Source organism: Lysinibacillus sp. GJ-1, from assembly GCF_021166035.1.
Taxonomy (GTDB): domain Bacteria; phylum Bacillota; class Bacilli; order Bacillales_A; family Planococcaceae; genus Lysinibacillus; species Lysinibacillus sphaericus.
In genome coordinates this window covers 390382-403510 of record NZ_CP088912.1, presented here as the reverse complement: position 1 = coordinate 403510, position 13129 = coordinate 390382, and the positions used below count along the sequence as shown (strand labels likewise).

General features: G+C 36.3%; 13 protein-coding genes and 2 pseudogenes. 6 read left to right on the top strand and 9 right to left on the bottom strand.

Features of this window, described 5'->3' with window-relative positions; genetic code table 11:
- Window positions 1–181 precede the first annotated feature (181 nt).
- The 4 genes from LO754_RS01885 (at window position 182) to LO754_RS01870 (ending at window position 3177) form a co-directional block, all read left to right on the top strand.
- Window positions 182–367 carry an SE1832 family protein gene (locus tag LO754_RS01885; protein ID WP_024362782.1) on the top strand — a complete coding sequence of 62 codons (186 nt, stop codon included), beginning with the start codon at window positions 182–184 and terminating at the stop codon, window positions 365–367.
- Between the two features lie 90 nt (window positions 368–457).
- Window positions 458–2023, top strand: coding sequence for an ABC-F family ATP-binding cassette domain-containing protein (locus LO754_RS01880; RefSeq protein WP_024362781.1), 1566 nt, complete (start codon window positions 458–460; stop codon window positions 2021–2023).
- A gap of 279 nt (window positions 2024–2302) precedes the next feature.
- On the top strand, window positions 2303–2707 hold the full coding sequence (spx, locus tag LO754_RS01875) for a transcriptional regulator Spx (RefSeq protein ID WP_024362780.1): 405 nt from the start codon (window positions 2303–2305) through the stop codon (window positions 2705–2707).
- Between the two features lie 23 nt (window positions 2708–2730).
- Window positions 2731–3177: a MarR family winged helix-turn-helix transcriptional regulator gene (locus LO754_RS01870; protein ID WP_024362779.1), complete on the top strand. Its 447-nt coding sequence runs from the start codon at window positions 2731–2733 to the stop codon at window positions 3175–3177.
- A 130-nt stretch (window positions 3178–3307) separates the two neighbouring features.
- Here the strand turns inward: LO754_RS01870 and LO754_RS01865 are convergent, their stop codons facing one another.
- From LO754_RS01865 to LO754_RS01830, 7 genes and pseudogenes are all read right to left on the bottom strand, one after another.
- Window positions 3308–3856 carry an RNA polymerase sigma factor gene (locus LO754_RS01865; protein ID WP_024362778.1) on the bottom strand — a complete coding sequence of 183 codons (549 nt, stop codon included), beginning with the start codon at window positions 3854–3856 and terminating at the stop codon, window positions 3308–3310.
- Between the two features lie 363 nt (window positions 3857–4219).
- A complete protein-coding gene (locus LO754_RS01860) occupies window positions 4220–5263 on the bottom strand; it encodes a zinc-dependent alcohol dehydrogenase family protein (protein ID WP_231785469.1) in 1044 nt (347 codons plus the stop codon).
- Between the two features lie 465 nt (window positions 5264–5728).
- Window positions 5729–6244 carry a hypothetical protein gene (locus tag LO754_RS01850; RefSeq protein WP_025218523.1) on the bottom strand — a complete coding sequence of 172 codons (516 nt, stop codon included), beginning with the start codon at window positions 6242–6244 and terminating at the stop codon, window positions 5729–5731.
- Window positions 6245–6444: 200 nt separating this feature from the next.
- Window positions 6445–6618 (bottom strand): annotated as a pseudogene (locus tag LO754_RS01845) (alcohol dehydrogenase); the annotation flags it as partial.
- A 173-nt stretch (window positions 6619–6791) separates the two neighbouring features.
- On the bottom strand, window positions 6792–7409 hold the full coding sequence (locus tag LO754_RS01840) for a hypothetical protein (protein ID WP_115686519.1): 618 nt from the start codon (window positions 7407–7409) through the stop codon (window positions 6792–6794).
- 104 nt (window positions 7410–7513) lie between these two features.
- Window positions 7514–7774, bottom strand: coding sequence for a transposase (locus LO754_RS01835; RefSeq protein ID WP_024362775.1), 261 nt, complete (start codon window positions 7772–7774; stop codon window positions 7514–7516).
- Between the two features lie 211 nt (window positions 7775–7985).
- Window positions 7986–8552: pseudogene (locus LO754_RS01830) on the bottom strand (TetR/AcrR family transcriptional regulator).
- Window positions 8553–8696: 144 nt separating this feature from the next.
- Between LO754_RS01830 and LO754_RS01825 the strand changes: the two are divergent.
- Together LO754_RS01825 and LO754_RS01820 are read left to right on the top strand one after the other, a co-directional pair.
- Window positions 8697–10145 (top strand): MDR family MFS transporter, encoded by a 1449-nt coding sequence (locus tag LO754_RS01825; RefSeq protein ID WP_231785468.1) that lies wholly within the window; start codon window positions 8697–8699, stop codon window positions 10143–10145.
- Window positions 10146–10260: 115 nt separating this feature from the next.
- Window positions 10261–11646 (top strand): dipeptidase, encoded by a 1386-nt coding sequence (locus tag LO754_RS01820; RefSeq protein WP_024362773.1) that lies wholly within the window; start codon window positions 10261–10263, stop codon window positions 11644–11646.
- 169 nt (window positions 11647–11815) lie between these two features.
- Here the strand turns inward: LO754_RS01820 and LO754_RS01815 are convergent, their stop codons facing one another.
- Window positions 11816–12388: a nitroreductase family protein gene (locus LO754_RS01815; protein WP_024362772.1), complete on the bottom strand. Its 573-nt coding sequence runs from the start codon at window positions 12386–12388 to the stop codon at window positions 11816–11818.
- 100 nt (window positions 12389–12488) lie between these two features.
- Window positions 12489–12983 (bottom strand): amidase domain-containing protein, encoded by a 495-nt coding sequence (locus LO754_RS01810; RefSeq protein WP_024362771.1) that lies wholly within the window; start codon window positions 12981–12983, stop codon window positions 12489–12491.
- Window positions 12984–13129: the final 146 nt, after the last annotated feature.

Here is a 13129-nt window from a genome sequence, read left to right as displayed (position 1 = left end):
ATTAGAATTTTTCACTTCTTTTCCCCTTGCTTCTAGTTGAATGTAGGCTAAAATTTTCAAGGGGGTTTAAAGCATCAGTACCCGATTGATTTTAACAATTAAGCGGTGGAGGGATGATAAAACCTCCATCGCTTTTACACGCATTGGTAATACAAATGAAACGATAAAGGAGCGACAAACCATGCCAACAAAAAGCGATATTGAATATCAAATTAAAGAATTAAAAATGGATTATATGAATTTACAAGGCGACATTGAAAAACTTGAATCTACAGGCCATAATGACCAAGTCGCTAAAGCAGAGCAACGCCTAGCTAACATGGAAACAAAGTTAGCCGAATTAAACAAACTACTAGCAGAGCTTTAATATTTTGCATATTGCAACTGTATGTAATAACAGTCGTACAGCGAATCTATCTACACAAGACGTAATCGAAATTATGGAGGAACAACCTATATGGCAATATTAACAGTTGAAAACTTAGGTCATTCGTTTGGTGACCGCACACTTTTTAAAGATGTTTCTTTCCGTTTAGTTGAAGGCGATCATATTGGTCTTGTCGGCGCTAACGGAGTTGGAAAGTCTACTCTAATGGGAATTATTACAGGGCAAACAATTCACGATGCCGGAAAGGTTGAATGGCTACCTGGTACACATTATGGCTATTTAGACCAACATACTGTGCTGACTGCTGGACGTACTATGCGCGATGTATTGCGTGATGCCTTCCTCCCTCTATATAAAAAAGAAGAAGAGTTAAACGAAATTACAGGTAAGATGGCTGAAGCGACACCTGAAGAATTAGAAGAGTTACTAGAACAAATGGCAGATGTTCAAGATGCACTTGATGCTGGTGATTTTTATTCACTCGATATGAAAATCGAAGAGGTTGCACGTGGTTTAGGTTTGGATGCGATTGGACTTGAACGTGATGTAGCTGCCCTATCTGGTGGTCAACGTACGAAAGTATTACTGGCAAAGCTTTTATTAGAAAAGCCAAAGGTATTATTACTCGATGAGCCAACGAACTATTTAGACGAAGAGCATATTACATGGTTAAAAAACTATTTAAAAAACTATCCACATGCTTTCTTATTAATTTCCCATGATACGGAATTTATGAATGAGACTGTAGATGTGATTTTCCAATTAGAGTTTTCAAAACTGACTCGCTATACAGCTACGTACGAGAAGTTTTTAGAGCTAGCTGAAATCAATAAACGTCAACATATTGATGCATATGAAAAGCAACAGGAATTCATCAAAAAACAAGAAGACTTTATCGCCAAAAATAAAGCGCGTTACTCTACAACGGGTCGTGCTAAATCTCGCGCGAAGCAGCTTGATCGTCTAGAACGAATTGACCGTCCTGAAACAGCAGTAAAACCTGAATTTGGTTTCAAAGAAGCTCGTACACCAAGCCGTTATGTAGTGGAAGCTGAAAATTTAGTCATCGGTTACGATAAAGACAAGCCCTTACTACCACCACTTTCATTTATGATTGAACGCGGCGAGAAAATTGCCTTAGTCGGTATGAATGGTGTTGGTAAATCTACATTATTGAAAACGATGCTCGGTAAAATCAATCCGCTAAGTGGTACAGTTATTCGTGGGGATTATTTAGCCCCTTCTTACTTTGAACAAGAAGTAAAGGCAGATAAAATTACACCAATTGACGATGTCTGGAACGCCTTCCCATCCATGGAACAGGCACAAGTACGCGCTGCATTAGCACGTGCTGGATTAAAAACAGATCACATCACTCGCCCACTTAATTCTTTATCTGGTGGTGAGCAAGCGAAAGTTCGTTTATGTAAACTCATGATGGAAGAAGCCAACTGGTTACTATTTGACGAACCGACAAACCACTTAGATGTCGATGCAAAAGAAGAATTAAAACGTGCTATGAAAGAATTTAAAGGCACAATCGTACTCGTTAGCCATGAACCTGATTTTTATGAAGGTTTAGTAACGAAAGTATGGAATGTACAAGACTGGTTCACATCTGGTCAACAAAGCTAAAGTGCAAAGCTAAAGTGCCAGTCACCCACACAATTCAAAATTGTGTGGGTGACTGGCACTTCCTCTAAACTTACATCATTGTAAGCTTATTTAATGAAACTTTTCCCTCTTCCCAGCGTATATTTAGTATAGATTAAAAAATATCATATTCTCTTAAAAGTTTTTTAAATAACTATTGATTTATATATAGCTTACTAGTAAGATATATGTATAACCTATTTAACTTACTGATAAGCTATTCATAAAATATAATCTAACAAAGAAAGCGGGGAATGAAGAATGACAGTTACAATTTACTCACAAGCGAGCTGCTCTTCATCCAGAAAAGCATTAAAATGGTTAAAAGAACACAACATTGAATATAAAGAAAAACGTATTACATCACATCCTCTTACACTTGCTGAATTTAAAGAAATTTTAAGCATGACAGAAGATGGCACTGATGAAATTATTGCTACAAACTCTAATGATTTTAAAAATCTTAATATTGATATTGATCAGCTTTCTATTCAAGAGCTATACGCGATTATTCAGGCGCACCCAAGAATGTTACGTAGCCCTATCCTTATAGATGAAAAACGTATCCAAGTTGGGTACAATGAGATGGACATTCGTCGTTTTATTCCACGTAAAGTACGTGCTTACGAGTTAAACGCGATGACAAGATTGGCTCAAGAAAGTTAAAACTGTTTTGGAGATGACCTTATATGGATCAAGAAAAACAACAAGCCATTACCTCATTATTTGAAGTTGTCTCTTCTATCGAGCGTAAATGGGCAAACGAGTGGAATAATCATAATGTACTCGGCTTTTCAAAATCCCATATTTTAATTTTAGACTACTTATCGCAGGAGGGACCAAAGCGCCCTTCTGCTATAGCTGAGCGCTTAAAAGTTACAACAGGTGGCGTCACGGTATTAACGACCAAACTGATTAATGCTGGCTTTATCGAAAAAACACAGCACGCTACCGATCGCAGAGCCTCGCAATTAGTTATTACGACCGAGGGTGAAGATATCCTTGAAGAATCACGTCAACAAGTTAGCGAAATTATTAACAATATGTTTGGCATGCTGTCAGCAGAAGAGGTGCAAACATTACGTGATATTTTTGCCAAGTGTTTACTAACTGTCGATACTAATCGTCAAGATTAAATTTTCAGCTTTGTGTAGAAACACGAATAAGGATGTATTGCAAATTATTGTTTGCAATGCATCCTTATTTTGATTGGCCGAACGAATACTTCCGTCTAAGTAGTTAAGATAGTGCGACCAATTGTTTTTATTACGCTGGTAGCACAGCCTCGACGATTGACACATCAGCCATAAGCATTTCTTTTAGGCGAGCTTTCGCACGGAATAAACGAGATTTCACCGTCCCAATAGAAACTTTCATAATAGTAGAAATTTCAGCAAGTGAATATTGGTCTATGTAGAAATACCATAATGTTTTTCTATAGATTGCATCTAACTGTCCCATTTTATCCTGTACTAGCTTTGTCACAATTTCTTTTTCAATTTTTTCTTCTGTTGAAATTTCATTATTGGGAACCAAATCTAAAATCGGTACGTCTAATGTTTCAGGTTGGTTCATCATGTACTTACTGCGTCGTACTTTTTTTCGATAGCGATCTCTAAATGTGTTCATTGTAATGGTTGTTAGCCAAGCTTTAATATGTTCTACTTCGGCAACGCTATCTTCGTAGCGTACGACTTTGACCCAAACTTCTTGCATCAGATCTTCTGCTTCTACATTATTACGAGTAAGTTTCAAACATAAATGGTATATATAACGATTATATTCCTCATATACGCCTTCTAATTTTTCATTCATTGTGTATTCCTCCGCTTCTTGTTCTTGCTTCTATACACATTCTCGCAAAATAATGTATTACACTCTATCGTATTGGCTTTCAATTTCATTACAATCGTGTAAGCTTAAATGCTTTTACTTGTAATATTCGTAAAAAATGTTTTACTACTATATCTCTTTTATACGGAAAAACCTATGAAAACCCTTCCAAATTCAAATTTACATAGTCGCATTTAATTATTGTAGGCTTAATATTACTTTTGCTTACATAAAGATTTGTTTATAACTAATAGCGAAGCTTTACACAGTACCTTTATCACTATCATCAAGATATACAAAAAGCTCTTAAAAGGTATTACCCGCTTTAAGAGCTTTTTAAGCTATTTATTGAAAATCTATAATGATTTTTAATGCATGCTCATCCGCCGCATTAGCAAAAGTTTCGTAAGCTTCCATCATGTCGTCAAATTTATAGCGATGTGTAGCTAACCTTTCTGGCTTAACCTTCCCTGTTTCTAACGTTTTTATTAGCATCGGTGTTGTGCTTGTCGATACTAAACCTGTGGAAATTGTCACGTTGCGAATCCATAAATCTTGTAATTGCAAATCGACAGGTTTACCATGAACACCAACATTAGCTAAACGACCTCCTGGTGATAAAATTCGCTGGCAAATATCGAATGTTGCAGGGTAACCTACAGCTTCAATTGCTACGTCAACTCCACGACCATCTGTCATGTCAAATATTCTATCAATTGCAGCTTGGGCATCACGTGAATTGATTGTCTCTGTAGCACCAAATTTCTTGGATTCTTGTAAACGATTATCATCGAGATCAATCATTATAATTTTTGAAGGAGAGTAAAATTGCGAAGTTAATAGTGCAGACATTCCAATTGGACCTGCACCTACGATAGCTACTACATCACCTGGTGACACTTGTCCATTTAATACGCCAATTTCCAAACCCGTTGGTAAAATATCAGAAATCATAACAGCAGCATCATCGGAAATTCCTTGTGGAATGTGGTATAGAGAGTTATCAGCATGTGGAATATGAACATACTCTGCTTGTGTTCCATTGATTAAATGACCTAAAATCCAGCCGCCATCTTCACAATGAGCATATAAAGATTTTTTACAATAGTGGCATTTACCACATGACGTCACGCATGAAATAATTACTTTATCGCCTACTTTAAAGTTTGATACGCCTGCCCCTACCTCTTCAACAATTCCAATACCTTCGTGACCTAAAATTGTCCCCTCTTTAACAGCAGGTACATCGCCACCTAAAATATGCAAATCCGTACCACAAATAGTTGTTTTCACAAGACGCACCACTGCATCGCTATCTTTCACTACACGAGGTTTGTCTACTTCACGTAATTCCTTTTTACCTGGTCCTGCAAATACTAGCGCTTTCATTTAGAATTCTCCTCTCTCAATAGATTTGTAGACTTAATATACTTTAAATATAATTAATTATTCAGAAAACGTCAATTAACTGGACTCTTTTTAGTTAATTTTTATAATTTTTTAGAGACAAAAAAGCCTTCTTAAATATCGCCATTTAAGAAAGCTCTCGTATTCGCATTATGCTCATTACAGATTGAAACATGATCTCTAATCAGTATATTTTACCCAAACTTTATATCTCTCACCATTATCTATTGTGATTTCTGTAAGAACTCTGAATTCATTTATTTGAGCAAGTCTAAAAGCTAAGGAATAAGCTATTTTATAATCTGGTGTGTCATAACCATCAAACAGTCTTGCATATATTTCATTTCCTATTGAATCGGCTCATACATCTGCTTCGTATAAACTATCAAATATAATATTTTCTCGTTTCCATTTAAGTTGCATCTTTAATCCTTCTATCTAGTAAATTTATTTTACTGCACATTCAAGGAAAATCAGTGTAGTATTTTTAACACCTTTGATTTCGGTAGGGTTAAGTGCGAACCAATTAAAGTTAACTATATCGCCGGATTTAAGACCATAATTTTGACCTACTACCTGATAATTTTTCAAACTACCATGAAAACTATAACTCGGTCTTTCATAGTGAGAAGAGTATGGTGAATTAATTCGAGTACCATTTATAGATGCGCTCATACTTACATTTACTGCAGGTCTGAATAGTTCGTAAGCACTTGGTCTTATGTAAAATCCCCATTGGAGTGAACGATTAACTGAACTCGTGTTTGTTTGTATCATCACATAAGAGTGTCCATCAGAACTACTGAATGTTCCTTCGCAAGCACGAACCTCATCATCATACCCTAAACGTTCTATTAAATTACTAGTATTAATAGCCGAAACGGATTCTAGATGGGAAGAAGAAGAAAATGTTAATATTAATACAAGTGAAAAAGTAATAATAGACATTAGCAGTTTTTTCATAAAAAATCCTCCCCTAGTTTTGTTGTTCCAACATAGTCTAAATACATGGAATATTCCAACAAAAATCCAATAAATATTACTAACCTGTAAATTTTTCTACTAAAGAAAGATAGCTTAGAAAATTGAAAAAAAGTAGCCTAATCGGATGTTCTATATGTGCTTCAAATAACTAGGTCAGTTCAGGAAAACTAGTCTTTAGTCAACATCATCCCCTCTTTAACAGCAGGTACATCGCCACCTAAAATATGCAAATCCGTACCACAAATAGTTGTTTTCACAAGACGCACCACTGCATCGCTATCTTTCACTACACGAGGTTTGTCTACTTCACGTAATTCCTTTTTACCTGGTCCTGCAAATACTAGCGCTTTCATTTAGAATTCTCCTCTCTCAATAGATTTGTAGACTTAATATACTTTAAATATAATTAATTATTCAGAAAACGTCAATTAACTGGACTCTTTTTAGTTAATTTTTATAATTTTTTAGAGACAAAAAGCCTTCTTAAATATCGCCATTTAAGAAAGCTCTCGTATTCGCATTATTCTCATTTATCTATGGAAGCATGGCCTCGACGCAATCGATATTGTGCACCCGTTAAAAATGGCACCATCGCTTGTAAACATGCATCATCATATAAATACTCTTTAAAAACAATTGGTGGTACTAACAGCTCTTTTTCTTTACAAGCTTCTTTACAATGTTCAATAAACGCTGGTTGTAGGCTAGTATACAAAACTAATGGCATTGGAAACTGGTCATACGCTTTCTGTATAGCCATTACCATTAAGTCTTCACTTAGTAATTGATCGAAGCTGAAGCCTGTTATTTTCTTTGTATGAACATCTATAATAGACGCCATATAAGCCCATCCTTGATGCCAAGTTGGTACGTAACTTATATTGATTACCCACTTTTCGTTAGCTTTTGTCGTTTCAAAGCCTACATTTACTATTGGTTCCGGAACTTCTTCTACTTGTGCTTCCCTTGCCTTTTTTAATACGCGCTGGACCTTCCGCAAACTCCCTTGAAAGCCTCGCATTTTCAATATTTCATAAAGCTGTGCACCATTATAAAGTTGCCCATCTTCGATAAATATTTGTTCAATTTCCTCTAATAACTCTTCCGATGCCGACTTTCTTGATGACTGTTGCTTTTTTTGCAACCCACTATAGTAAGTACTTTTGGGCAAGTCTAATAGCTCACAGAGTACTTTAACAGCATGTTTTTTACTTTCCCGTTCTATATAATCAATTACATCTGTATCATCTAATTGGCTGCGAATATGGTAATAGCCTTTTTTAATATATCGACCTCTTGTTTTAATCGTTCGTTTTCTTTTTGAACGGTTAATACTTCTGCCTTCGTCATGTCGGTGACACCATCAACTGGTGTATATAACTTTATCCATTTATAAATGGTTACTTCAGATATACCATATTCGCTTGATAATTTACTGACAGCGGTGCCGAGGCGATATTGTTTTACAAGCTCTAATTTAAAGTCAGATGAATATCGTTTATTCCCCATACAACTCCCCCTTTTTTCTCCTATTTATAATAGTTGCTTGTCATAACAATGTCTAGGTTGCTGTAACATGAAAGGGGTTTTGTAGTTGTTGTGTTGCTATAACTGGGTTCATGTTTATACAAACACCTAAATCAAATAGTGCAGTTAAAATTTTTTTGAGCGATTATTTGATAGCTTTGTCAATCGCAGCATCGAGCAAACCCACACATAATTATTTTAAATTAAATACATTTTGATTAATCATTTTATGAAAATAATAATCCATATCTTCAGCAGTTACACTTTCTCTATTCTCCAGCCACCACATAGTTAATTTTTCAATATTTTGCATAAAACGTTATGACTAATTCTTTTGGAATCGAAGAATCCTTGAAAAGTTGATACATTTCATTTCTCTCTTCCATTTGATTATTTACATTCAGTGTGTTTATGTATTCTATAAATTGGCTATCCCCCATTTGTACGGCTAAAATTCCCCTAACACTGGATGATCTAATAGCTGTTCAATCACTGTAAAAGGCTTTGTTACTCGATCATGAATAGGTATTTTTGCTATTTCTTCCCCTAATTGTTGAAGTCCAACTTTTAATAAATCATTTTTATCTTCAAAGTGTTTGTAAAAGGTTGTACGATGCACCATAGCACGGTCACATATTTGATTGATTGTAATTGAAGTATATTTTTGTTTACAGTCCGTCATCAGTTCATACAATGCCTGCCATAATAATTTATGTGTGCGTCTAATCCTCAAATCAATTTGTTCTTCATTATTTTTCATCTACACTTCTCCTATTTTGTTGTTTATCTATACATGTAAAATAATCTGATTCTTCCTAAATATAATCGACATATATATATTAAATTACATACAGTAGTTTATCTATTGTCCATAAAAATTATATGAAAGCGAAGGTAATCATACATGAGCCTATCATCTACGAGTCCTGCTAACCCTAAGATTGATCTTAGAAACATAAAACAAGGTCCGATTGTTTTCGCATTAATATTAGGAGCATTTGTCTCCTTATTGAACGAAACATTGCTTGGAAATGCTTTACCGATCTTAATGAATGAATTTAATGTAACAGCGTCTACGATTCAATGGCTTACTACAGCCTACATGCTAGTTGTGGGTATTTTAGTACCAATAACGGCTTTATTGCAGCAATGGTTCACTACAAGACAGATGTTTTTATCCGCCATGCTAACATTTTTTATAGGAACTTTAATAGCAGCCATTTCTCCATCTTTTTTCTTTTTATTAATAGGTCGAATAATTCAAGCCTTTGGTACAGGCTTAATGCTTCCCCTATTAATGAATACTATCTTAACAATTTATCCATCTGAAAAACGCGGAACTGCAATGGGATTAGTTGGTCTTGTTATGCTCCTTGCACCAGCAATCGGCTCTACTTTATCAGGTGTTATTGTTGACTCTATGGATTGGCGGTGGCTATTTTATATCGTTATTCCGTTAACTATCCTGTCAATCCTTATTGCATTTAAATATCTACAAAATGTAACAGAACTCAAGAGACCTAAAGTTGATTATTTATCTATTATATTATCGACATTAGGTTTTGGTGGTATTGTATATAGTTTTAGTGCTTCTGGTGACCTGGGCTGGTCAGATATAAAAGTGCTATCTTCAATAATAATTGGCGTTTTATCATTAATCTTATTTTCTATACGTCAGTTAAAAATTGAAAATCCTATATTAGACCTGCGAGCGTTTAGCTTTCCGATGTTCACTTTACCCGTAGTGCTAATGTTCATCGTTATGATGACCATGTTTTCTACTATGGCGTTGTTACCTATGTTTTTACAAACAGTATTATTAGTAACAGCTTTTAAATCAGGATTACTCATGCTACCGGGTAGTATTATCAGTGGGATTATGGGCCCAATTTCAGGTAGACTATTTGATAAATATAGAGCTAAGGCAATTATTATCCCTGGGATTATGCTAGTAACCATTGGCGTATTCTTATTTACAACGAACAATGCAGATACATCAATTTGGAAAATTATTGTCATGCACAGTTTACTAATGGTAGGAATTATTTTTGTTATGACGTCCCAAACATTTGGCCTATACCAACTAACACCTAATCTATATCCGCACGGCACCGCAATTTTCAATACTTTATCGCAAGTTGCTGGCGCAATTGGTACTGCTTTAGGGATTTCTAAAATGTCTTCTGGTACATCTGCTTATATGGAAGAATCCCTTGATCCAACCAATCCAATTGAAAAAATAAATGGCCTAACTGCAGGATTCCAAGATGCATTTACGATGGGATTATCTTTAATACTTATTGCTTTAATATTATCCCTGTTTATAAAAGAACAGAAAAAGAAGGTTAGCTGAAAAATCTCTAAGTTGGTTTTAATAAAACATTAGAAAGCATTGCTACGACAGGATTCCCCAACCACATTATGCTATACTATTTCTATTATCGAAATATTGAAAGAGGGATGAATGTATGACGCAATTACAGACATTAAATGCTTATTTTGCTGAACATCGTGAGGCGCACTTAAATGAATTAAATGAATTTTTACGTATTCCAAGTATTAGTTCATTATCTGAGCATAAAGGCGATATTCAGCATGCCGCAGAGTGGCTAGCTGATGCCTTCAAGAAACTCAACTTAGAAAACATTTCTATCACTCAAACTGCTGGTCACCCTGTTGTTTATGCTGACTGGTTACATGCAGAAGGCAAACCAACTATTCTATTTTACGGTCACTACGATGTACAGCCAGTTGATCCATTACATCTATGGGATAGCGAACCGTTCAACCCTACAATCCGTGATAACAAATTATTTGCACGTGGCGCAAGTGATGATAAAGGTCAAGTGTTTATGCACTTAAAAATGATCGAAGCACTATTTGCAACGACTGGTACTTTGCCAGTGAACGTAAAATTCATCTATGAAGGTGAAGAAGAAATCGGTAGCCCTCATCTGCCTGCCTTTGTTGAAGAACATAAAGAAAAATTAGCAGCCGATTTAATTTTGATTTCAGATACAGGTCTTTATGGTCCTGGTAAACCAGCAGTATGCTATGGCTTACGCGGTCTTACAGGCGTACAAATTGACGTGCGTGGCGCAAAAGGCGATTTACATTCAGGCCTATACGGTGGCGGTGTACAAAATGCCATTCATGCACTAGCAGAAATTTTAGCATCCTTCCGCGATGAACACGGTACAATCCAAGTAGAAGGTTTCTACGATAAAGTATTACCATTAACGGGAGAAGAACGTGAAGCTTATCGAGCACTAGGCTTTGACGAAGACTCCGTAAAAGAGGAAGTCGGCGTATCTGAATTGTTCGGTGAAGCAGGCTATTCTTATTTAGAGCGTACTTGGGCTCGCCCAACGTTAGAAGTAAATGGTGTATTCGGTGGATTCTCTGGTGAAGGCATTAAAACTGTACTTCCTGCTGAAGCTGGTGCAAAAATTACTTGCCGACTAGTACCAAATCAGGAGCCAGAAGAAATCGTTGCTTTATTAAAAGCACATATCGACAAACATAAGCCTGCCGGTGTAGACGTAACGATTTCAGAATTCGATAAAGGCCGTCCATTTTTAACACCATTTGATCATCCATTTATTCAAGCAGCCGGTCGTTCCTACGAAAAAGTTTATAATGTACCTACCGCTTACACACGTGGTGGTGGTTCGATTCCAATCGTTGCTGCCTTTGATGAAATTTTAGATTTACCAGTTGTTTTAATGGGCTTTGGTCTATCGAGCGAAAACTTCCATGCACCAAACGAGCATTTCCATTTAGAAAACTTCGATAAAGGTTTACGTGTATTAGGAGACTATTTATATGAGGTTGCAGCACTAAGTCAATCGTAAACAACACAACTTATCCGCGATGTACTTTGCTTTACCCGCGAAATACTTTGGGTTATCCGCGCTTTATTACCATTTACCCGCGGAATACCCGATTTTACCCGCGCTTTACTGCGGTTTACCCGCGATAATAAAAATCCCCTCGCCATCTGGCAGGGGATTTTTCATTTATTTATTCACCAAAATTCGTTACAAACTGTGCTGATGTTTTTCGTTCTTTACCTTTTGGTACTTCATCAAAATAACCGACCTGTAACATCGCTATTACACGTTCACCTGGCTGTACTTTTAATGCTTCACGGAATTTAGGATTATCTAAGAAGCCTGGTGTTTTCCAGCAAGAGCCAATACCTTTATCCCAAGCTAACAGCTGGATATTTTGAATAAAAATACTCGCTGCTGCGTAATCTTCTAAACGCTCTTTTTGACGTGCATCCTCTGGCACAATAACAAATGCATAGCCACCAGGCAATGTGAATTTTGCCATTTGCTTCGCTAAATCTTCACTCGAAAGCTCCTGCCATTTTGGAACAGCTAGCTCTCGTAATAGCTGATGTAGTGCAACTAAATCATCATCGCAAGCAATAACTAAACGCCACGGTTCACGATTACCATGGTTCGGTGCCCAGACAGCATCGTCAACAATGCCCAGTAAATCATCACGTTTCACCAATTGCCCATTAAACTTCTTAATTGAACGGCGATTTATAATTGCATCTCTTACCGATAAAAATTGTTCGCTCATTTTTTTCTATCTCCTTCTAATAATAGTAGTATATATCATTATTCTTCATTTCTATCTCCAACATTATCATAAAATGATGAGCTTTAAAACTGCTAACACTCTAAGCAAAACTATCATCTATATGATAAAAATAATAGGTCATATTTGGGGTATACGCCGTAGAATCCTGATAAAAATAAGCCCTATTAATACTATCTGATGTATGTGCATTGACATAGGGAATTCCATTTTGAATACTCGTAACAATGACCGAATGATCAATTCTGCCATCTCCTTGAAAATCATAAAATATAACGTCCCCAATGTCTAATTGTTCTGCCGTTTGCACGCGTGTTGCCTTTAAACCCGTTTTTGAGCCCTCTAAATACCATCTTAGAGAATGTGCCACGGACCAGCTAAAGCTCCAGTTTCCTTGCTGAATCCACCAGCCTCTTTCCCTATTTGGTGCCCCTCGCATCGGTGCTCCTCCAGCAAGTAAGCACTGTGAAATATAATTCGTACAATCGACATCAAAATTCGGAAATGCCGGATTACGACTATTCCACCATAAATTCGCATATTGTACAGCTGCCTGTCTGTTATACATTTTGGCCACGCTCCCCCTCCTTATGTCCATCATATGACTCCATCGTTGGTTCTATTAATTAGGCGATTCAACGCAAAATTGCTGAAAGCGGTCACATTAGGCGCTATCTTTTCCAATTTCAAGATAGTTTTTGCTACAATAAGATTAAACAAATT